The sequence below is a fragment of the Pseudomonas svalbardensis genome, from assembly GCF_030053115.1.
GTDB classification, from domain to species: Bacteria; Pseudomonadota; Gammaproteobacteria; order Pseudomonadales; family Pseudomonadaceae; genus Aquipseudomonas; species Aquipseudomonas svalbardensis.
The window spans coordinates 5,933,774-5,955,715 of sequence record NZ_CP125619.1 but is presented as its reverse complement, the minus strand read 5'-3'; the positions used below and the strand labels follow the sequence as shown (position 1 = coordinate 5,955,715).

Here is a 21,942-nt window from a genome sequence, read left to right as displayed (position 1 = left end):
GGCGTCAGACGGGGCAACCCAAATCCTTGAATACCACTATCAGCCGTTTTTGCCTCACTGCCACATGACGGACGCATTACAAATCTAGGATGGCCTTCATCTGCTTGATGAGGCCTGTCCATGAACCACTCGATCGCAACTGCCCTGACCAATCCCGGCGCCCCGATGAAAGTGCGCGGCGTGCAGAAACGCTTCGGCGCTTTCACCGCGCTGGATAACGTGTCCCTCGACGTGGCGGCCGGCGAGTTGGTATGCCTGCTCGGCCCGTCGGGCTGTGGCAAAACCACTTTGCTGCGCTGCATCGCCGGTCTTGAGAAGCAGGACAGCGGCGAGTTGTACCTCGGCGATCGCGACGTTTCCCACCTGGCGCCTCAGGCTCGGGACTACGGCATTCTGTTTCAGTCCTACGCGCTGTTTCCCAATCTCACCGTCGAAGCGAACATCGCCTACGGCCTCGCCGGCAGTGGTCGCGATGAAGTGCGCAAGCGTGTCGCTCAGATGCTGGAGCTGGTCGGCCTGATCGGCAGTGAGAAAAAGTACCCCGGCCAATTGTCCGGCGGCCAACAGCAGCGCGTCGCACTGGCTCGGGCCTTGGCGCCGGCACCTTCGTTGCTGCTGCTGGACGAACCGATGTCGGCCCTCGACGCCAGGGTACGCGAGCATCTGTGCACCGAACTGCGCCAATTGCAGCGCAACCTCGGCATCACCACCCTGATGGTCACGCACAATCAGGACGAAGCCATGCTGATGGCCGACCGCATCGCCGTGATGAACAACGGCAAGGTCGAGCAATACGCCACGCCGCAGGAAATCTACGACCGCCCGGCGACGCCGTTTGTGGCGGAGTTCGTCGGCCAGGGTAACTGGCTGCCATTCCAGCGCAGCAGCGACAGCCACGCTCAGGTCGGCGGTATGAACATGCGCCTGGCCGCCGGTTCGGGCAACGCCGCATCGGGTCGTCTGTTTTGCCGCCCGGAAGCGATCAACGTCAACCCGCCCGTGCATGAAGAAAACCTGTTCCCGGCCAAGGTTCGCGAGATCACCTTCCTCGGCAACCGCTGCCGCATGAGCTTCGAACTCGATCAACTGCCAGGCCACGCATTGCTGGCCGAGCTCGCGCCGGAAGCCATGCCACGCCTCGGCGCCCAGCAGATCATGGTCGCCTTGCCACCACGCAGCCTGCAGGTGTTTGCCTGATGAGCGCGAACCTCGCGCTGCCGATACCGCACAAGCAGGTTCGGCAGACCTCCCGTGCCGAAATCGGCGACCGGGTGTTCGTGGTCGGCGGCAAAGTCCTTTTGCTGGTGTTGCTCGGCGTCGCGGTATTGATGCCGTTGCTGGCGATCTTCTGGCGCGGTTTCAGTTCTGAGGCGGGGCAGGGCGGTGGTCTGGTCGCCGCCCGTGAATTGGTGACCAGTGCCAATTTCCACTGGTTGCTCGGCAACAGCCTGAAAGTGTCTCTCAGTGTCGCTGCGATTGTCGTACCGCTGGCTTACCTGTTTGCCTACGCCCTGCAACGCACATTGATACCGGGCAAAGGCATCTGGCGTGGCATGTCACTGTTGCCACTGATGGCGCCGTCGATGCTGCCGGGCATTGCGCTGGTTTATCTGTTCGGCAACCAGGGCATGCTGCGCGGTTTGCTCTCGGACAATATCTACGGCTTCTGGGGCATTGTTCTGGGCGAGGTCATCTACACCTTCCCACACGCGCTGATGATTCTGCTGTCGGCGCTGTCCCTGGCGGATGCGCGACTGTTCGATGCTGCCTCCAGCATGGGCGCCAGCCCGGCGAAAGCTTTCCGTAGCATCACTTGGCCGGCGACTCGTCAGGCGGTGTTCGCGGCGTTCTGTCTGGTGTTCACCCTGACCATCACCGACTTCGGCGTGCCCGTGGTGGTCGGTGGCGATTATCAAGTACTGGCGCTGGAAGCCTACAAAGCCGTGGTTGGCCAACAACAGTTCGGCCGCGGCGCGTTGATCGGCATGGTCCTGCTGCTGCCAGCGCTGTTCAGCTTTGGTGTCGACGCCTGGCTGCGTCGGCGTCACGGCGACTCCATGAGCGGTCGGGCGCAAGTCTTTCAACCGGCGCCGTCGAAACTGCGGGACGGTTGCTACCTGGCCATCGTGCTGCTGATCTGCGCGGTGTTGCTGCTGGTGTTCGGCATGGCGGTGTATTCGTCGCTGGTGAAATTCTGGCCGTACAACCTGTCGCTGTCGCTCAACCATTACCAGTTCAACGACACGGCGGGCGGTGGCTGGCTGGCCTACGGCAACAGCGTGAAGATGGCCTTGTGCACGGCGTTGATCGGCAGCGTGCTGATCTTTACCGGCGCGTACCTGATGGAAAAAACCAAGGGCCAGCGCGGGTTGAATCTGACCCTGCGCATGCTCAGTTTCGTACCGATGGCGGTGCCGGGTCTGGTGCTGGGCCTGGGTTACGTCTTCTTCTTCAACCTCACCGGCAACCCGCTGCATGTGTTCTACGGGACCATGACCCTGCTGGTGGTCTGCACCATTGCTCACTATTTGACCACTGCGCAAATGACCGCCACCACCGCGCTGCGCCAACTCGATGCCGAGTTCGAAGCCGCCGCGCTGTCGCTCAAGGCGCCGCTGTATCGGCATTACCTGCGCGTCACCGTGCCGATCTGCCTGCCGGCGCTGCTGGACATCGTGCGCTACCTGTTCGTCTCGGCCATGACCACCGTCTCGGCGGCGATCTTCCTCTACAGCCCCGACACCATCCTTGCGGCCGTGGCGGTGCTGAACATGGACGACGCCGGCAACGTCGGCGGCGCGGCAGCGATGTCGACCCTGATTCTGTTCACCTCGGCGGGCGTGTCGCTGCTGCTGGCCTGGGCCTCGCGCGGTTTGCTGCGCCGTTCCCAGGCCTGGCGGCAGACCGCGCCTGGCAATTGATTCGCTGCTCCTAAAACCGAAAACCCCTCAACTCAAAACAGGAAAAGATCATGTTCAAGCCCCTGGCCCTGGCCGCTGCTGTCCTCACCGCTTTCAGCCTGAACGCCTTCGCGGCGAAAACCGAGTTGACGGTGTACACCGCCCTCGAAGCCGAACAACTGAAGACCTACAAGCAAGCCTTCGAAAAGGCCAATCCGGACGTCGAGATCAAGTGGGTGCGCGACTCCACCGGCATCATCACCGCCAAGCTGCTGGCCGAAAAAGCCCGCCCGCAGGCTGACGCGGTGTGGGGCCTGGCGGCTTCAAGCCTGGCGATCCTCGATCAGCAAGGCATGCTGCACAGCTACGCACCAAAGGACCTGGGCAAGATCGGCGGCAACTACCGCGACGCCGCCAACCCGCCGGCCTGGGTCGGCATGGACGTCTGGGCCGCGACCATTTGCTTCAACACTGTCGAAGCCGAGAAACAGGGTTTGAGCAAACCCGTGAGCTGGCAGGACCTGACCAAGCCTGAGTACAAAGGCAAGATCGTCATGCCCAACCCGGCCTCGTCTGGCACCGGTTTCCTCGACGTCAGCGCCTGGCTGCAAACCTTCGGCGAGAAGCAGGGCTGGCAGTACATGGACGACCTGCACCAGAACATTGGCCAGTACGTTCACTCCGGTTCCAAGCCTTGCAAACTGGCGGCTGCGGGTGAATTCCCGATTGGTATTTCCTTTGAATATCCGGCCGTTCAACTGAAACGCCAAGGCGCACCGCTGGACATCATCCTGCCGAAAGAAGGCCTGGGCTGGGAGATCGAAGCCACCGCCGTGATCAAGGGCACACCGCATGAAGAGGCGGCGAAGAAACTGGCTGACTTCTCTGCTAGCCCGGCTGCGATGGAGCTTTATAAAGAGAACTTCGCCGTGCTCGCGCAACCGGGTATTGCCAAACCGCAGACCGAATTGCCGGCGGATTATGAGCAGCGTTTGATCAAAAACGACTTTGCCTGGGCGTCGAAGAATCGCGATGAAATCCTCACCGAGTGGCGCAAGCGCTATGACGGCAAGTCCGAGAAAGTGGCTGCCAAGTAAGATCTTCATCGGCTGTGAGGGCTCTTTCGCGGGCAAGTCGGATCGCCGCACCGCTCGCTCCTACAGGGATACGGGTTCCCCTGTAGGAGCGAGGCTTGCCCGCGAAGGCGGCTTCGAGTTCAGGACAAAACTCCATGACACAACACAACGACATGCTGATCGTCGGCGCCGGCATCCTCGGCCTGTCCCACGCCTACGCCGCCGCCAAGCGCGGTCTGAAAGTCACCGTTTTCGAGCGCAGCGAAACGCCCTTAGGCGCATCGGTACGCAACTTCGGTCAGGCATTGGTAACCGGCCAACCACCGGGCCCGATGCTCGAACTGGCCAAAGCCAGTCGCGAAATATGGGGCCAATTGGCACAGCTCGCCGGTCTGCAGCTCAAGCGCAACGGCTCGTACCTGTTTGCCCGCACCGAAGCCGAAGAACACCTGCTGGAAGCCTTCTGCGCCGGCCGCGCCGTGGAACACGGTTACCGCGTCGACCTGCTGCATGGCGCTGCGTTGCGTGACTTGTATGGCGGCCAATTCAGCCATCACCGCGCCGCGTTGCACGGCATGGACGATCAGCAACTGTATTCCCGTGAAGCCATTCCAGCGCTGATCGACTATCTGCGCCGCGAACTCGGCGTCGCGTTTCACTTCTCCACACTCGTGCGCGATATCGAGCCTGGCCGCTTGCACAGCACCGCCGGGGCCTTCACTGCCGAACAGATCATCGTCTGTTCCGGCCACGATTATCAGACGTTGCTGGCCGAGCCGATCGCCGAACTCAACCCGCAAATTTGTCGTTTGCAAATGCTCCGCGCTCGGTCGCAAATCAACCTCAACCTGCAACACGCCTTGCTCACCGGTTTGAGCTGCGTGCACTACGGCGCCTTCGCCGATCTGCCGGAAGCGGCGGCGGTGCACGCGCAAATCATGCGAGAGGAACCGCATCTGCATGAAAACGGCATTCACCTGCTGATCAGCCCGACGCCTCACGGTGAATTGATCATCGGCGACTCCCACCATTACGGCAGCGACCCGTCGCCGTTCAACGCCGAGCAAGTGGACAACTGGATGATTGAACTGGCCGAGCAGACGTTGGGTTGCAAGGTGCAAGTGGTGGAACGCTGGCAGGGTGTCTATGGTTCTCGTGGGCCGGGGCCGTTCTCGTTCCTGCGTCCGATGCCGGGCGTGAGCGTGGCACTGATGCACAGTGGTGTCGGCATGAGCGTCGGGCCGGCGATGGCTGAACGCAACGTAGCGACTGTGTTGGGAGAGCGTTGATGGACCGCAATGAGCAAGTGATCGCCGAGGTGTTCGGTCTGTATGAGCGCTTTGGTGACCGCGATTATATCGGCGAGCCGGTCTCGCAGATCGAGCACATGTCCCAGGCCGCCGAACTGGCCCTGGCCGAGGGCTTCGATGACGAAGTGGTGCTGGCGGCATTCTTCCATGACATCGGGCATATCTGCGCCGAGAGTGCCGAGAACATGGGCGGCTTCGGCGTGGTCAGTCACGAGCGTCTGGGCGCCGAATACTTGCGTCGTGCAGGTTTCAGCGAGCGCATGGCGCGGCTTGTGGAATACCACGTTCAGGCCAAGCGCTACCTGACGCTGAAAGAGCCTGGGTACTACGAGCGCTTGAGTGAAGCCAGTCGCCGCACTCTGGAGTATCAGGGCGGGGTGATGACCGCTGCCGAGGCTGAAGCCTTCGAGAAGGATCCGTTGTGCGAGGTCAGTTTGCGGATGCGCCAGTGGGATGAGCAGGCGAAGGACATGTGGGTGCCGGTGATCGACCTCAAAATATTGAAGGCGAAAGCATCAGCGTTGCTGGCCAAGAGCAAGTCTCCTGCAACGGAGACGTCTTTTGCGACGGATGCTTAGCGAAACTCCTTACTTGTCACGGCGAAGTCGAGCCATGGCTACGAGGTTTTCGAGCCGCTAGTGTTTGAGCTTCTTTAATTGCCAAGGAATGCTCATGCGCTATTTGAAAGTCACCGTTCAGGATCGAATCGGCAATGGTCGACCGGATTCTGTTTTGCTGCAGTTCTATGAACCTGCTTGTACGCCAGGCGAAGATGTCCTGGCCAACAAAGCCTTTGCACTGGATTTCGATGCTGATGGCAACGTCGATTACAAAATGGGCGACGTCACTAACAACGGCAGGGAAAACAGTGTTGACCAGCGTCTGCTGAAAACCTTCGCCAATGCCTGTCTCAAACTCAACTGGTTCAATCCCGGTGCTTCCACAAAACGCTATCTGAAGATCTTCGCCGAGGATTTTGCCGAAGATGGCAGCCCGGATACCGTGCGTTTGCATTTTCACGAAGGCAACGGGAAACCGACTGACAAGACGCTGACTTACACCGCGTCTGCCTACGACACGGATAACAACGGCACACTGGACTGGTCGATCCACTTTGATGTGGATAACGATGGCGATATTGATGCACTGGACCGTGGTTTGGTGTCGTTGCTGAGCGCCACTTACCTGAAGTTCAAATGGAAGTGAGCGCGAGGACGCGCTACTTGAAAGTGATCGCCCAAGCGCCGATCGGTCAAGGGCAGGACGGAATCGTGCGTTACCGGTTTTCTGAAAGTGATCATTTACAGCGTGAGGCTACGGACGCTGAACTTCGGTGGCTCAAGACCTTCGGCAAGACGTATTTGAAGTGTGCCTGGTACAACGAGGGGCAAGGCGAGGAGCACCACTTACGGATCTTCTCGGAAAATCCAGGCGGTGATGGCACGCCGGAAACGGTGCGACTGCATTTTCATGAAGGGCAGACGATTGCCTATAAAGCAGCTGCCCGTGATCTTGATAATGATGGGGATTTCGAGCTGATATTGAGTTCGGATGTGGACAACGACGGGCGTGCTGATCGCACGGATCGGCGACGAGTCGCGTCGCTGGTGCGAGAATTTTTGAAGCTCGGCTTTTGATCGTTCCCACGCGGGAGCGTGGGAACGATCAGGTTCAGAGCTGCTGCGCCAGCACTTCGATCTGTTCCTGCCTTTGCGCCTGATTCAACTTCGGATGCGCATTAAGCGGCGACCACTGCGGATGCGCCCGCGCCTTGTTCAGTGCCTCGGGCAGTTTGCCTTCGCGCCAGGATTTGTCCTGGGGCGTGGCCACCTGAATGCTGTCCATCGCCGCATGCCCACGCGCATTGAGCGCTTGCAGCAGTTGCCGCTGACGCAATGCTAATAGCCGCAGCACGCCGTCATCGACGGTCAGCTCTCGCTGGCCTTTGATCTTGCCCATTAACCGGCTGCCATAACTGCGCGCGGTTTGCAGGGCGCCGCCGGCAATCGCGCCGGCCAGTGCCGCCGCGCCGAGGGTCAGGCCGCCCACCAGCAAGTCGACCCCGGCGCCGGCTGCCGCGCCGGCCGCGATACCGCCACCGACTCGCACGCCCAGTTGTTTCAGGGTTTCCGGGTTGAACAGGTCGTCACCCCAGCGGCCATCGAGCAGTGGCAGATCACTGGCCGCCGCGTCCTGTGGACGGAAGGCGTAGAGCTTGAGCAGCGCTTCGACGCAGCGTTGTTCCCGTTGTCGAACCGCTTTGCGCAGTTCGTTGATGGCCTGCTGTTCTTGCTCGGCTTCGCTGACCACGCTGCGACGGCACGCGGCGCAGTCGATCAATAATTCGGCAATCAGCCGCGCCGCACTCTGTTGCCGGGCCTGGCGTTGGGCTTGCTGATCGGCGATCAGGCGTTCCAGTTGCGGGCGGGCGTTTTCCAGCAGCAGTGCGAGGCTTTCATACAGTCGACGTTCGCCATCCTCCGGCGGTGCGACGCTGTCGAAACGCACCAAGGCGTGCAAGCCCAGACGTGCCAACGCTTCGCGCCAATCCGGCTCGCGATGGTTGGCGCTGCTGACAAAATTCAGCACCGGCAGCAACGGTTTTCCGCAGCTGGCCAACACTTCCAGCTCATCACGGTATTTGGCCAGCACCGGTTCCCGGGCATCGATCACGTAGAGACCGGCGTCGCAGGTCAGCAGTTGCCGCAGCACCTTGGCTTCCTGTTCGAAACGCTGCCGGGCTTCGCTGCCTTCAAGGAAACGCGCAAGACGTGCCGGGCCGTCCAGGCGTTCACCCGGTCGTTCCAGACGTTCGAGGTAGTCGAGCAGGGCGATGGCGTCTTCCAGGCCCGGCGTGTCGAAGAGATCGAGCAACGGCTCGCCGTCCACCGACAATCGTGCGCCCTCGACGTGTCGTGTGGTGCTGGGGCGATGAGACACCTCACCGAAACCGACATCGCGGGTCAGGGTGCGCAGCAACGAGGTTTTGCCGACGTTGGTGTGGCCGACTACCGCGAGCTTCAAGGGCGCTTTCCATGGATTAGTCATGACCGCTCTCCAGCCAGTTCAACGGCGCGCAATCGGCGAACGGCAAGTCCAACTGCTGCAACGCCACGTGCCAGTCGCCCAGCCTTTCGGCATCCAGCGCTTCGCCCGGTGGTGCTTGCAGCAGCCAGACGCGGGTGGCGCTGGCGTTGCGCGCCAGTTCGGCGATCAGTGCCAGACTGCCGCGGTCTGGCGAACGTCGCGGATCGCAAGCGATGGCCAATCGGGCCGGAGGGAAACGGCTCAGCTGTTCGAGAAGTTTGTTGCGCGATTCGCGACTGTCGAGAATCCCGGCGTTGCCCACGGTTTTCGGCAGTGGCGGCGGCCAGGGGCGTTGATCGTCCAGCTCGATGGCCACCAACAGTGCGCCATCGCTTGGCAGGTCGTTGACGCCGCTTTCAATACGATGCAATTGCTCTGGCGCAGCGTCGCTGATGCCCAGGCGTTCACTGGTCGGCATCAGCCGTTCGCGCAGTTGGGCATAACCGGGCAGGTTCAAATCCAGATGTAATGTCGCTTGGCCGGTTTTCCAGCGCCACAGGCAAAACAGCGCCAACAACAGACGCGGCAAAACACCGTAGACCACCAACACACCGACCAGCCATGTTGCCCAGGCCTGACGGGCGCTTTCGATGTTCAGCGCGGCATCGTCGCTGGCGCGGATCATTTCTACGGTCGGAACGTTGAAACCAAGCATGGCCGGAAGGGCTCCGAGAGCCTGAGTCATGGCGACGAAGGTGTCGCCGCTGAGGAGGGTGGTTTCCCAGACGAAGCCGTAACGCCGGGTCGCCATCAGCATCAACAGCATCACCAGAGCGCTGAGCATCGCCAGCAACCACAAACCGTTGACCAGTACGCCGACCGCCCAGCGATTGAGTTTTTGTCGTTGCAGCAATAGCAGCAGGGCCGGCGCCAGTTGCGCCGCTTTGGCATCGCGAGCGAGTTTTTCGCTGAGCCATAACCACAAGCGGCCGAGGGTGGCGCCGTGTTCGCCGGCGAAGGCAAGGCCCAACGCCCAGCTCAGCAACAGAATCAGGTTCAGCCCAAGCAAACTGCCCAAGGCCCAGAACACATTGACCGGGGGTTGTCCGTCGCCCAGCGCGGCAAGCGCCAGGCCGGCGCCGCTGGCAACGGCGAGAACAGCCAATACCAACAGTGCCAGCCGCGCACCTTGCAGCCAATGTTTGAGGGCGCTGGTCAGCCCGTCGCGGTCCGCCAGCCACAGGGCGCGGCGTTGAATGCGTGACGGCAAATCACCGCCCGCGCTGCGGGCCAGTCGGTTGGCTTCCAGATCATCCAGGGGGCCGGCGTGTTCTTCGCGCAGGCGAATGGTTTCCGTCAACCAGAGGTTATTCAGTTCAGTCACGCGGCATCCCGTCGCTTAGTTCAGTGGTGAGCATAACCGCTGTGGCGCTTATCGGGGTACGGGAGGCTCTGGTATCCTCGCCGGCATGACTAAATCACTCCCCCTCAGCCTGATTGCAGCCCTCGGTGAAAACCGTGTGATCGGCGTCGACAACAGCATGCCCTGGCACTTGCCGGGGGACTTCAAATACTTCAAGGCCACCACCCTGGGCAAGCCGATCATCATGGGTCGCAAGACCTGGGATTCCCTCGGTCGTCCGTTGCCGGGCCGGTTGAACATCGTGGTCAGTCGTCAGGCGGATCTGCTGCTGGAAGGCGCGGAGGTTTATCCGTCGCTGGAGGCTGCAGTGGTTCGCGCTGAAGAGTGGGCTCGGGAACAGGGTGTCGATGAGCTGATGCTGATTGGCGGCGCGCAATTGTATGCGCAGGGGATGGCTCGGGCTGATCGGTTGTATTTGACGCGCGTGGCGCTGAGCCCGGAAGGGGATGCGTGGTTTCCGGAGTTTGATTTGAAAGAGTGGAAACTGGTGTCGAACACCGAGAATCCGGCTGTGGATGACAAGCCGGCGTACAACTTCGAAGTGTGGGAAAAGTCTTAAAAGCTTCGCGAGCAAGCCCGCTTGTGTCTTGGGCAGGAATTAGACTGAGGGTGAGAGCGGTGAGTGGCAAGCTGAATGCCCGGAGTGCTTAAAGCACGTGTGGGAGCCCATGCTGCCATTCACCTCTCCGCTCTGGTTATTGAGCCCGAACAGTTGAACGAGCCGACCTCGAACATTACAAGCGTGGTGCCCAGCCAGAGCGCTCTCACCTTTGAGTGTAAGAGGGATCGGCTATGTTTTCCTGCGCAGGCATCGATGTTTCCAAAGATACCCTTGAAGTTCGGATTAACCCGCAAGACGTTGGCGCGAGTCACCTCAATACCGCCAGTGATTTCCTTGCGCTGATTGACTGGTTAAAGCGCTATCAGGTCAGCCGCGTATTGCTGGAAGCCACCGGCGGCTATGAGCGAGAGGTCATGAAAGCGCTTCAGGCTGCCGGCTTCGAAGTCTTGCGGATCAACCCTCGCCGAGCCAGGGATTTTGCCAAGGCCATGGGGCAGCGCGCTAAAACCGACCCGATAGATGCGCGGCTGCTCGCGCAGTTTGCCGAAGTCATAAAGTCGCCAAGCAACCGAATCACCAGCCCTGAACAGGACAATTTGCGTGCGCTGGTACAGCAGCGCGAAAATTTTGTTCAGCAGCAAGGCGACGATATACGGCGCCTTAAAACAGCCTCTGCTGACACGGTAAAACCCTGTCTGCGAAGTCATATCGACTATTTATGCCAAGCCATAAAGTCGATAGAAAAGCTGATCCGTCAAACTGCTAAAGACCTGGACAGTGATAAAACGGCCCGTTTGTGCTCGGTCAAGGGTATAGGGCTCGTGACGGCAGCCAGCTTGATGGCCTACTTACCCGAGCTGGGCGAGGTTGGACGGCACGAGATTGCAGCGCTGGCAGGCATAGCCCCCTACAACGACGACAGTGGCAAGCATGAAGGCCCCCGCCACATTAGCGGCGGCAGGTTTGCTGCGCGTCGGGCAATGTACATGGCGTGCTGGGTGGTGATTCAGCGACAGCCTGAGTTCAAAGCGCGGTATGACGCACTGCGTCATAAGGGTAAATGCGCAAAAGTAGCGCTCATCGCCTGTATGCGTGTGTTGTTGATACGGCTGAACGCCATGATCCGAGACCGAACCGAGTGGAAAGAACCCTTGGCCTAAACGGGTCGCGGTGTTCCTGTAGGGCATCGCATGGCGTAAAGCTGTGGGAATTCAGCTGTCTATCAATATGCCTTCAGAATAAAGATCATCAAGACAGTTGCTCCCACATTGGTCCTGCGGTGTACATAGAACTTATGAACACCGAAGATCAACTGTGGGAGCGGGCTTGCTCGCGAAGGCGGACTATCAGGCGCTACTTAAGCGTGAGCCAACTCCGAATGCTCATCCGCATGTAGCAGTTCTTTATCGGTCTGCTGCATGATCTGGCTGGTAATCGCACCGGCCGTTATCGAACCGCTGACGTTCAACGCCGTACGGCCCATGTCAATCAGCGGCTCAACCGAAATCAGCAACGCCACCAGTGACACCGGCAAGCCCATCGCGGGCAGCACGATCAACGCGGCAAACGTCGCGCCACCGCCCACGCCGGCCACACCGGCCGAGCTCAGCGTCACAATCGCCACCAGCGTCGCGATCCACAGCGGGTCCAGCGGGTTGATGCCCACGGTTGGCGCAACCATCACCGCCAACATCGCCGGGTACAGACCGGCACAACCATTCTGGCCAATGGTCGCGCCGAACGAGGCGGCGAAACTGGCGATGGATTGTGGAATACCCAAACGGCTGGTCTGGGCTTCGATGCTCAGCGGAATGGTCGCGGCGCTGGAGCGGCTGGTGAAAGCAAACGTCAGCACCGGCCAGATCTTGCGGAAAAAGCGCAGCGGATTGATCCCGGCGGCCGACACCAGCAAGCCATGGACCACGAACATCAGGCCCAGTCCGATGTAGGAAACCACCACGAAACTGCCAAGTTTGATGATGTCCTGCAGGTTGGAGCCGGCGACCACTTTGGTCATCAGAGCCAATACACCGTACGGGGTCAGCTTCATCACCAGACGCACCAGACGCATCACCCAGGCTTGCAGGGTGTCGATGGCGTTGATCACTTTCTGACCTTTTTCGACGTCATCTTTCAGCAGTTGCAGCGCTGCGACGCCAAGGAACGCAGCAAAAATCACCACGCTGATGATCGAGGTCGGCTTCGCGCGAGCGAGGTCGGCGAACGGGTTTTGCGGAATGAACGACAGCAACAGCTGCGGCACATTCAGGTCGGCAACCTTGCCCGCGTAGTCGGTCTGGATGGTTTGCAGACGGGCCATTTCCTGAGTGCCGGCCACCAGGCCTTCGGCGGTCAAACCAAACAGGTTGGTCAAACCGATACCGATCAGCGCCGCGAGGGCCGTGGTAAACAACAGCGTGCCGATGGTCAGGAAGCTGATCTTGCCCAGCGACGAGGCGTTGTGCAGACGGGCCACGGCACTGAGGATCGAGGCGAACACCAGCGGGATCACGATCATTTGCAGCAACTGCACGTAACCGTTGCCTACCAGATCGAACCAGCCGATCGAGGCTTTCAGTACCGGGTTGCCGGCACCGTAAACGGTGTGCAGAGCCACACCGAAGACCACGCCCAGCACCAACGCGAGCAGGACTTTTTTCGCCAGGCTCCATGTGGTGTGACGGGTTTGCGCCAGGCCAAAGAGCAGGGCGAGGAACACCAGCAGATTGAGGATCAGCGGCAGATTCATTGGAACTCCGATAAAGACTTGTGCCAGCTACCTTCCGGGGCAGCCGCGAACCGGCAAGCCTAACAGCTTGATATCTAATGAATTAATATCAAAAACATCTGGATGCTGTCGTTTTTGGAATAAGCGAGTGTCGCTGACAGAGATGCAGCTGGCGCAATAGGGACGCAGGCGGTCGCGGGCAGACGAGGGCTGTCACACTTATTTGTTAGCTTCGATGTCTTTAATTCAGGGTCTTTTAATAAGGAAAGCATGCCGATGAAGCTCGCACCGAAATTTCTGGTCGCTGCACTCTGCTTGGGCCTCGCCGGCCAAGCCTTCGCTACGGATTTGAAGCATTGGCCAGCCGATCAGGCCAAGGCGCTGGACGCAATGATTGCCGCCAACGCCAACAAAGGTAACTACGCGGTGTTCGACATGGACAACACCAGTTACCGCTACGACCTCGAAGAGTCGTTGCTGCCGTTCATGGAAAACAAGGGCCTGATCACCCGCGAGAAACTCGACCCCTCCCTGAAACTGATGCCGTTCAAAGACACCGCCGACCACAAGGAAAGTCTGTTCAGTTACTACTATCGCCTCTGCGAACTCGACGATATGGTCTGCTATCCATGGGTCGCGCAAGTGTTCTCAAAGGCTACGTCGATGAGTTGATGGCGTCCGGTAAACCGGTTCCGGCGACTTACTACGAAGGCGACGTGGTCAAGAACCTCGACGTCAATCCGCCGAAAATCTTCACTGGTCAGAAAGAGCTGTACAACAAGCTGATGGAGAACGGCATCGAGGTCTACGTGATGACCGCCGCCTCCGAAGAACTGGTGCGCATGGTCGCCGCCGATCCGAAGTACGGCTACAACGTGAAACCGCAAAACGTGATCGGCGTGAGCTTGTTGCTCAAGGATCCGAAGACCGGCGAGCTGACCACGGCGCGCAAGCAGATCACCGCGGGCAAGTATGACGAAAAGGCTAACCTCGGCCTCGAACTGACCCCGTACCTTTGGACTCCGGCGACCTGGATGGCCGGCAAGCACTCCGCGATCCTGACCTACATCGACGAGTGGAAAAAACCAGTACTGGTTGGCGGCGATACGCCGACCAGCGACGGTTACATGCTGTTCCACGATGTCGACGTGGCCAAGGGCGGCATCCACTTGTGGGTCAACCGCAAAGACAAATACATGACCCAGATTAACGGCATGATGGCCAAGCACGCCGCGGCTCAGGCCAAGGAAGGGTTGCAGGTTACGGCGGACAAGAACTGGGTGATTGTGAAGCCAGAAGAAATCCAGTAAGCACCAAAAATCCAAATGTGGGAGTGAGCCTGCTCGCGAAAGCGTCGGGCCATTCAACATCAATGCTGCGTGACACACCGCCTTCGCGAGCAGGCTCGCTCCCACACTTGACCGAGTTGGCCGCAAAAAAATGCCCCGCACTTGGCGGGGCATTTTTTTGTTCGACGGTTAAGCCTTACAGCCCGTCGAGCATTGCCTTGTTACGCACGGCACCCTTGTCGGCGCTGGTTGCCAACAGGGCGTAGGCCTTCAGTGCGGTGGTCACCTTGCGTGGACGTTTTTCCACAGGCTTCCAGCCTTTCTGATCCTGCTCGGCACGACGGCCGGCCATTTCTTCGTCGCTGATCAACAGGTTGATCGAGCGGTTCGGAATGTCGATCAGCACTTTGTCGCCATCCTGTACCAGACCAATCGCGCCGCCCGCCGCCGCTTCTGGCGAAGCGTGGCCGATGGACAGGCCCGAGGTGCCGCCGGAGAAACGGCCATCGGTGAGCAGGGCGCAAGCTTTGCCCAGGCCTTTGGATTTCAGGTACGACGTCGGGTACAGCATTTCCTGCATGCCCGGGCCGCCTTTCGGGCCTTCGTAACGAATGATCACGATGTCACCGGCTTTCACTTCGTCCGCGAGAATGCCGCGTACGGCGCTGTCCTGGCTTTCGAAGATCTTCGCGTTGCCTTCGAAGACATGAATCGACTCGTCGACACCGGCGGTTTTCACCACGCAGCCGTTCAGTGCAATGTTGCCGTACAGAACGGCCAGGCCGCCTTCTTTCGAGTACGCGTGTTCGACGCTACGGATGCAGCCGTTTTCACGGTCGTCGTCCAGGGTTTCCCAGCGGGTCGACTGGCTGAACGCGGTTTGCGTCGGGATGCCCCCAGGACCGGCCTTGAAGAAGTGATGCACCGCTTCGTCGTTGGTCTGGGTGATGTCCCACTTGGCGATGCCTTCAGCCAGTGTGTTGCTGTGCACGGTCGGCAGGTCGGTGTGCAGCAGACCGCCACGGGCCAGCGAGCCGAGGATGCTGAAGATCCCGCCGGCGCGGTGCACGTCTTCCATGTGGTACTTCTGGATGTTCGGCGCGACCTTGCACAGTTGCGGCACGTGACGGGAGAGACGGTCGATGTCGCGCAGGTCGAAATCGATCTCGGCTTCCTGGGCCGCGGCCAGCAAGTGCAGGATGGTGTTGGTGGAACCGCCCATCGCGATGTCCAGCGTCATGGCGTTTTCGAATGCCTTGAAGTTGGCGATGTTGCGCGGCAATACCGACTCATCGTTGTCGCCGTAGTAACGCTTGCACAGCTCGACGATGGTGCGGCCGGCCTGCAGGAACAGCTGTTCGCGGTCGCTGTGGGTGGCCAGGGTCGAACCGTTGCCCGGCAATGCCAGACCCAGGGCTTCAACCAGGCAGTTCATCGAGTTGGCGGTGAACATGCCGGAGCACGAGCCGCAGGTCGGGCAGGCGCTGCGCTCGTACTCAGCGACTTTCTCGTCAGAAGCGCTGGAGTCGGCGGCGATCACCATGGCGTCGACGAGGTCGAGACCGTGGCTGGCCAGTTTGGTCTTGCCGGCTTCCATCGGACCGCCGGAAACGAAGATCACCGGGATGTTCAGGCGCAAAGCAGCCATCAGCATGCCAGGGGTGATCTTGTCGCAGTTGGAGATGCAGACGATGGCGTCGGCGCAGTGGGCGTTGACCATGTACTCGACGGAGTCGGCGATGATCTCGCGGCTCGGCAGCGAATACAGCATGCCGTCGTGGCCCATGGCGATGCCGTCATCCACGGCGATGGTGTTGAATTCTTTGGCTACACCGCCGGCGCGTTCGATTTCGCGGGCGACCAGTTGGCCCAGGTCCTTGAGGTGGACGTGGCCCGGTACGAACTGGGTGAAGGAGTTGGCAATGGCGATGATCGGCTTTTTGAAGTCGTCATCTTTCATCCCCGTGGCGCGCCACAGTGCGCGGGCGCCGGCCATGTTGCGGCCATGGGTGGATGTTTTCGAGCGGTAATCAGGCATGAAGCACTCCGGGCGGCTAATCAGGTATCAAAAGGGAAGTGAGCTTCTATTGACGTCTGGAACACTCAGAAATGGCCGTGTGTCCGGAAGTTGCCGATAACTTTGCGGGATCGCCGCGCGCTTCAGCTTGAGCTCATAAACCCGCCGGGGGATGACTGGCGATGAATGTCGCGATTCTACACGGCTGGCGTCAGGAGGGAATGCCGGAAAATGGGGATCCAGCGCTGACGGAACGTGTGGGATGACCATCGGTAGGTGAGCAATCGCTTTGTGGGGATATCACCGCACGGGACGCTTGGCTAAACTGCCCGGCCTCGCGCAACCCCACCAAAAGGAATTGGAATGTCGCTGTTGAATCGTTCGTTGTGGTTTTACCTGCTGACCGGCCTGTGCCAAGGGTTAGTGTTCTGGCAGTTCGAAACACTCAAGACTTTTGGCGCGGGGGTGCTGGCGGCAAGCTTGACGCTGGTGTTGGTGGGTGGCCTGTTTCTGCAATTGCTCGGCCCTAAGCTCAGAAACACGCGGGTTCTGGCGCTGACGGTGGTGTTTTGCGTGTTGACGATGTCAATCAGCAGCTGGGTCCTGGTGTCCGGGATGGAGTATGGCAATCGCTGGCTGACGAACACTTGGCTGTTGACCAGCGTGCCGCTGTGTTACGTGGTGTGTGCGTTTCTGGCCAGTTGGCCTTCCGGCGAAGGCCGCAACTGGCGCTACGACGATCTGTTCCAGTACGCCTGGAGCCATGTGTTCGTGGTGTTTTTTGCTCTGACGCTGACCGGTGTATTCGGTTTGCTGCTTCTGCTCTGGAGCATGCTGTTTGTCATGCTGGGCATCGGGTTCTTTGCCGAGCTATTCGGTTCCCCGCTGTTTATTTGCCTGAGTGGGCCGGTGGTGTTTTCCCTGACCATGCGCCTGGGGCTGAACAACGAAAAAGTCATCGGCATGCTGCGGGGCGTCTTCCTGGCGGCGTGTCATTTTCTGTTGCCGCTGATCACGCTCATTACCGTTCTGTTTACCGTGACGCTCCCCTTTACCGGCCTGCAACAGATCTGGGCCACCGGCTACTCGACCCCGATATTGTTGTGTCTGGTGGGGACGTATCTGTTTTTGCTCATGGGGGTGTTTCAGGATGGGCGTCAGGCTCAGCCTTATCCGGTGTGGCTGATGCGTTGTGTCGAGGCGGGTTTGCTTTGCTTGCCGGTGCTGATGGTGGTGGCCGGGTACTCAAGCTGGCTGCGTGTTGAGCAGTACGGCCTGTCGCCCCGGCGGTTTGTCAGCCTGTTGCTGGTCGCGGTCATCGCGGCGTATAGCCTGGCCGCGGCGTGGGCCGTGGCGCAACGCAAGACCCCATGGCTGGACAGTCTGCGGCGCAGTAACCCGGCCCTTGCCCTGGCAGTGTGCGTGGTGTTGGTGCTGATCAATACACCTTGGCTCAATGCGCAATCGTTCAGCGCACGGGATCAGGTGCGACGTTTGCTCGATGGCCGCACGTCGGTGTTGACGTTCGATTCCAACTACTTGCGCAACGGGCTCGGCGTGTCTGGACGGCAGCAATTCGAGGCGTTGTCCGAGCGGCTTGAACGCAATGAAATTCTCGATGCGCCCTCGCGAGAGGTGCTGCGCATCCAGATGAAACAAACGCCCGGTGAAACCACCTTTACGTACCCGCCGACGGAGTCGACACCCGTGAACATTGAATGGGTGGGGCCGAAGGTGGACGGCAGCGAGCAGTTTGTCAGCCTCAACAGCAAAAAACGTCAGTGCCAGGATGCGGGGTGCGTGATGTGGGCGGCCGACCTGGATGGCGATGGCCAAGCCGAAGTGGTGCAATTCAATCAGCAGCCGTGGGATCACAGGGCGTTCCTCTATAAACGCGCCGCCGACGGTGAGTGGCAATATGTCACCGTGCTCCAGGGCGCGAATGTCACGCCGCAAAACCTTGACCAGCTGCGTGCGGGAGAGGTCAAACTCATCGAGCCGCGCTTCAAGAACGTTCAACTAGGTACGCTCTCGCTGGTCCCCGAACCTGAGGAGCAATGACACCGCACCCACTGTCTCAGGCTTCGCGCAAGGCCGGATTGCGCAGGCGGATGTGACAGATCATGACCAGCCCGACGCTGCTCAAGGCGATGAAGCTGAGGGCCAGCGTCAGTTGCAGTTCGAAGGGACTCAGGTTGATCAGGGCGCTGATCAGGCCACCGAAGATGAATACCAGCGTGTTCCCGGCGGACGCCGAGGTACCGGCCATGTCCGGAAAAACCTCCATCGCCTTCGAGGTGGCGATAGGGCGAGCGATGGTGGTGCCGGCGGTGCAGATGATCATCGGGATCAGCACCGTCAGGGTCGACAGCCCCATCGCGTTTGAGAGCATGAGCATTACCAGCCCCGAAAAGAAGATCAGGCTTAGACCGACGATGATCTGTGTATTGGGGGCGATTCGCCCAGCGAGGACTCGAGCGAGAATGCCGCCGATGATGTAGGCCACGCCATACAGCAGCAGTGTCAGGGAAAACTCGTAGGCCGAAAGCTGCAACTGCTCCATGAAGATCAGGGGCGAGATGACAATGAAGGAAAAGTGGCAGGTGAAGGCGATTGCGGCGATCAGCCAATAGCCGAGGAAACCCGCATCGCGACAGACACGCCGGTAGGACTGAAGAATACTTCGGCGCTGGGTTGTGGCAGTGTGCCGGTTTTCAAGAAAGAAGCAGGCCTTAAGGAACACGGCGGCGGCGATGGCAATAAAGACAATGAAGCTTGCGGGCCAGTCCAGTGCCTGTTGCAACAGGGTGCCAGCCAGTGGCGAGACGGAAATGAAGATCCCGCTGGCGGTGACCATCAGAATCCGCAGTTGATCCCGCTCCTTGCCGTCGAACAGGTCCTGGACCAGCGCCTGCGAGAGCACGAAGCAACCGCAGCCGATGGCTTGCACCACCCGGAACATCAGGAACCAGGCGTAGTCGGTGGACAGCACGCAACCAGTCGCACCGACAATCGAGACCGCCATTCCCGCCAGCAGCAGACTTTTGCGCCCGATGACATCCGAGAGCGGCCCGACCAGTAGTTGGGAAAGTGCGATCCCGATGGCAAACAGGCTGATGGAAAACGCGATGTCGCCTGGCGTGGTCCGGAAGTGTTCGGCCAGCGCCGGGAACGATGGCAGCAGAACATCCAGAGGGAAGACCCCGAGCATCACCATGGTCATTAACAGGGTGATCGCAGAGCGGCGGTGTTTGACACTGACCGCAGATATTCCTTCATCCATCGACAAGTCCTGCCTGTGCGAAGAGCTGCTGGTTAAAAGGCAGGTCGAAAAAACCTGCCTTTTCCATCGCCTGTAGCGTCGCGCCTGCACCTGATCGGGCGCGCTGAAGGCAGGCTTGCGGGCTGGTCAGGGCACTGAGGATTTCTGCGACGCAATTCTCCCTGAGGCCCACGCTGTTCAGGCTTTCCTTCAGCCATCGCTCATCGACCTCAAAGAACATCAGGATGATGTCCACCAGCAGCTTCGCCGCGAACGTGCGTTGGCTGCTGTTCAGGGTCAGCCACAGATAATGGAACACTTCGCAAAAATAACGACTGTGTCGGGCCTCGTCGGTGAGGTGGTCCCTGAGCATTTCCTGGACGCTGGACACCAACTCGTTGCGGCAAACCTCGAGCAGTTCCCTGGCGATGATGGTCTCGGACACGAAGCCGACGAGAAACCAGGCCAGCGCCTTATGCCTGTCAGGCGCGTGGTCAAGCAGGGCGTTCAGTCGGGTAATGCGGTGCGGCATCACCGGGCGTTGGCTCATGCCGTAAAGGTCGGCTATCTGCTCGGCGAGACTATTGGAGAACAGAGCGTGATAACCCTCATCGGTATAAAGCTGGAGGGCAGCTGTTTTCATCCGTCGGGGGATAGATACACCGAGCTCATCGTGGACGATGGTTTCCACGGAGCGGTTGACGATTCGATGTTCGAGCTGGGTGGTGTAGTCGAGGAAATACACCAGATGGTTGGCCGATAAACGATGGGTGATCGCACTGCCGGCTGCATCGATTTCCGGGTGATTCAGGTAGGGCAGGAAGGCGGGCGGGAACCAGTGTCGTGTTTCCAGTTGCCGTTCCAGATCTGATGGCAATTGATAGGTGTGCTCGCTGGTTCGTACCGAGGCCCGGGTGTTCCAGTCGCCGAGGGTGAAGCGCTGTGCCCAGGCGTCGGGCAGTGACAGGTCGTCTGTGCGGGGCTCGGTCATTGTTGTGGGCCTCGGTTGCGCAGCAGCGCTTTCAATTCCTTGCACATCACTTGTCCGTCACTCTGGCCGCAGCCCACAAAAAACAACGGTTGTTCGGCGCTGTCCTCGATCCCCAGCAACGTTTCGACCTGATCGTCGGCCAACGCACCGGTCAGCCAGGTGCTTAACCCAAGTGCGGTGGCCACCAGTTGAAAGGTCTGGGAAATATGACCTGCCTCGACGTAAGCCATTCGGTAGGCCCGCGAGTGTTCATATTTCCACCACAGTTTGTCGAAGCGAGCGGTGATGAACAGGCCGACTGGCAGGTTGTTGATGAAATGCTGCCCACACAACAACTGGCCCAAGGGCAAGTCAGGTACCGGATTGACGAAGCTCAACGCATGTTCGTCGGGGTGGTAGGCGTAGAGCCCGGGATTCAGGCCGCTGACGTTCTGAACATGCAGAAAACCTTCGCAGGCATTCAGCCCGCCACCGGATGGACTGCTGCGCCGGGCGCCAAGACCTTCAGCGATGGTTTCGTCGATGTCGTTGTCGCGCTCACGCAGATAACCAAGGGACAAATACAGAAGAGTGCTCACATCATCGAGGGAAACTCTTTCACCCGTGAAGGTGCGACAGGTCTTTCGCTCGATCAACGTCTTTACAAGCGCTTTTACCGGGAAGCAGGAAGGTTGAGGCAATGCAATCCGTTCGGTTGTCGGGTGCTCTGTGAGTCTGGCCTCCGGGGCAGGAGTGGCCAGTACTTCGGCGCAATGGTTCAGATAGTGTCTCGACCATTCATTAATATCTTGGGGGATATATTCACAAGGAATGTTCTTGGTGCCGATATGAAATATCTTCGACAGTTCATCCCAGCCCCATTCAAGGGTGTCTTGTATTGAGGTTGTGAGTATTCCCGCGTTCAGGAGTTGCGTGTCTATTATGTTGTTGTTATCAAACTTTTCAGGGTTTTCGATAAGGTGTGCGAGACGGGTTGAATATTCAAGATTCAATTCGAACTGTTTGTGGTTCTTGTAATCCCAGACTATTTGGTCGGGCGTGCGGGGAAGTATGAATATATAAGGGTTTATCTGCATGATTGGCGACTCACTCTGGTCTTTGCCATAGAAAACGCTGGGTAGCCGGCACTCCCCAGCGTTTCATTTACTTAGCGGGCTTTTGGCGCAACCAGAAAAGCCAGGTTAGCGATTTTGTTGGTTTCCAGAGTAATTGCTTTCATGTTTTGAACTCCTTGTAATTGATAGTGAGTGTCACTCCTTTGTGACGACTTAATCATAGTTTGTAATGAGTTCTTATCAAGGGGGGATTGGGTAGGAATATTCCAGTAATTTTGTCGGATTGATCTGAGGGTTGGATG

The 21,942-nt window shown here is 59.3% G+C and carries 17 protein-coding genes and 1 pseudogene; 11 read left to right on the top strand and 7 right to left on the bottom strand.

Going from position 1 to position 21,942, the window contains the following annotated elements:
* Nucleotides 1-120 precede the first annotated feature (120 nt).
* From QFX16_RS27585 to QFX16_RS27555, 7 genes are all read left to right on the top strand, one after another.
* Entirely contained in the window at nt 121-1,197 is a 1,077-nt protein-coding gene (locus QFX16_RS27585; RefSeq protein ID WP_283182071.1) for a putative 2-aminoethylphosphonate ABC transporter ATP-binding protein, read from the top strand.
* A complete protein-coding gene (locus QFX16_RS27580; RefSeq protein ID WP_283182070.1) occupies nt 1,197-2,921 on the top strand; it encodes a putative 2-aminoethylphosphonate ABC transporter permease subunit in 1,725 nt (574 codons plus the stop codon). The genes QFX16_RS27585 and QFX16_RS27580 overlap by 1 nt, the downstream gene beginning before the upstream one ends.
* A gap of 50 nt (nt 2,922-2,971) precedes the next feature.
* Nucleotides 2,972-3,997, top strand: a complete 1,026-nt coding sequence (locus QFX16_RS27575) for a putative 2-aminoethylphosphonate ABC transporter substrate-binding protein (protein ID WP_283182069.1) — start codon at nt 2,972-2,974, stop codon at nt 3,995-3,997.
* 134 nt (nt 3,998-4,131) lie between these two features.
* On the top strand, nt 4,132-5,265 hold the full coding sequence (locus tag QFX16_RS27570; protein ID WP_283182068.1) for a TIGR03364 family FAD-dependent oxidoreductase: 1,134 nt from the start codon (nt 4,132-4,134) through the stop codon (nt 5,263-5,265).
* Nucleotides 5,265-5,864, top strand: a complete 600-nt coding sequence (locus QFX16_RS27565; protein ID WP_283182067.1) for a phosphonate degradation HD-domain oxygenase — start codon at nt 5,265-5,267, stop codon at nt 5,862-5,864. The genes QFX16_RS27570 and QFX16_RS27565 overlap by 1 nt, the downstream gene beginning before the upstream one ends.
* A 94-nt stretch (nt 5,865-5,958) precedes the next feature.
* Complete coding sequence (locus tag QFX16_RS27560; protein WP_283182066.1) at nt 5,959-6,492, top strand: hypothetical protein; 534 nt, start codon at nt 5,959-5,961, stop codon at nt 6,490-6,492.
* Between the two features lie 23 nt (nt 6,493-6,515).
* Entirely contained in the window at nt 6,516-6,923 is a 408-nt protein-coding gene (locus tag QFX16_RS27555) for a hypothetical protein (protein ID WP_283184645.1), read from the top strand.
* A 34-nt stretch (nt 6,924-6,957) separates the two neighbouring features.
* On the opposite strand, the gene QFX16_RS27550 is transcribed toward QFX16_RS27555, so the two are convergent.
* Together QFX16_RS27550 and QFX16_RS27545 are read right to left on the bottom strand one after the other, a co-directional pair.
* Nucleotides 6,958-8,334, bottom strand: a complete 1,377-nt coding sequence (locus tag QFX16_RS27550; RefSeq protein WP_283182065.1) for a GTPase/DUF3482 domain-containing protein — start codon at nt 8,332-8,334, stop codon at nt 6,958-6,960.
* The gene (locus tag QFX16_RS27545; protein ID WP_283182064.1) at nt 8,327-9,697 is read right to left on the bottom strand and encodes a DUF2868 domain-containing protein; all 1,371 of its coding nucleotides are present in this window, start codon (nt 9,695-9,697) and stop codon (nt 8,327-8,329) included. The genes QFX16_RS27550 and QFX16_RS27545 overlap by 8 nt, the downstream gene beginning before the upstream one ends.
* Before the next feature lie 85 nt (nt 9,698-9,782).
* Between QFX16_RS27545 and QFX16_RS27540 the strand changes: the two genes are divergently transcribed.
* Both QFX16_RS27540 and QFX16_RS27535 read left to right on the top strand, forming a co-directional pair.
* Nucleotides 9,783-10,295, top strand: a complete 513-nt coding sequence (locus QFX16_RS27540) for a dihydrofolate reductase (RefSeq protein ID WP_283182063.1) — start codon at nt 9,783-9,785, stop codon at nt 10,293-10,295.
* 233 nt (nt 10,296-10,528) lie between these two features.
* Complete coding sequence (locus tag QFX16_RS27535; protein WP_283180508.1) at nt 10,529-11,458, top strand: IS110 family transposase; 930 nt, start codon at nt 10,529-10,531, stop codon at nt 11,456-11,458.
* A 197-nt stretch (nt 11,459-11,655) separates the two neighbouring features.
* Here QFX16_RS27535 and QFX16_RS27530 read toward each other — a convergent pair whose 3' ends face one another.
* Nucleotides 11,656-13,047: an L-cystine transporter gene (locus QFX16_RS27530; protein WP_283182062.1), complete on the bottom strand. Its 1,392-nt coding sequence runs from the start codon at nt 13,045-13,047 to the stop codon at nt 11,656-11,658.
* Nucleotides 13,048-13,302: 255 nt separating this feature from the next.
* Here QFX16_RS27530 and QFX16_RS27525 point away from each other — a divergent pair.
* A pseudogene (locus tag QFX16_RS27525) lies at nt 13,303-14,336 on the top strand (HAD family hydrolase).
* Nucleotides 14,337-14,511: 175 nt separating this feature from the next.
* Here the strand turns inward: QFX16_RS27525 and ilvD are convergent.
* On the bottom strand, nt 14,512-16,353 hold the full coding sequence (gene ilvD, locus QFX16_RS27520) for a dihydroxy-acid dehydratase (protein WP_283182061.1): 1,842 nt from the start codon (nt 16,351-16,353) through the stop codon (nt 14,512-14,514).
* 342 nt (nt 16,354-16,695) lie between these two features.
* On the opposite strand from ilvD, the gene QFX16_RS27515 reads away from it, so the two are divergent.
* Complete coding sequence (locus QFX16_RS27515; protein WP_283182060.1) at nt 16,696-18,393, top strand: DUF4153 domain-containing protein; 1,698 nt, start codon at nt 16,696-16,698, stop codon at nt 18,391-18,393.
* A 16-nt stretch (nt 18,394-18,409) separates the two neighbouring features.
* Here the strand turns inward: QFX16_RS27515 and QFX16_RS27510 are convergent, their stop codons facing one another.
* From QFX16_RS27510 to QFX16_RS27500, 3 genes are read right to left on the bottom strand one after another with little or no spacing between them, the layout of a single operon-like run.
* Entirely contained in the window at nt 18,410-19,615 is a 1,206-nt protein-coding gene (locus QFX16_RS27510) for a multidrug effflux MFS transporter (protein WP_283182059.1), read from the bottom strand.
* On the bottom strand, nt 19,608-20,585 hold the full coding sequence (locus QFX16_RS27505; protein WP_283182058.1) for a diiron oxygenase: 978 nt from the start codon (nt 20,583-20,585) through the stop codon (nt 19,608-19,610). Before QFX16_RS27505 ends, QFX16_RS27510 begins: the two co-directional genes overlap by 8 nt.
* Nucleotides 20,582-21,661 carry a SagB family peptide dehydrogenase gene (locus QFX16_RS27500; protein ID WP_283182057.1) on the bottom strand — a complete coding sequence of 360 codons (1,080 nt, stop codon included), beginning with the start codon at nt 21,659-21,661 and terminating at the stop codon, nt 20,582-20,584. The genes QFX16_RS27505 and QFX16_RS27500 overlap by 4 nt, the downstream gene beginning before the upstream one ends.
* Nucleotides 21,662-21,942: the final 281 nt, after the last annotated feature.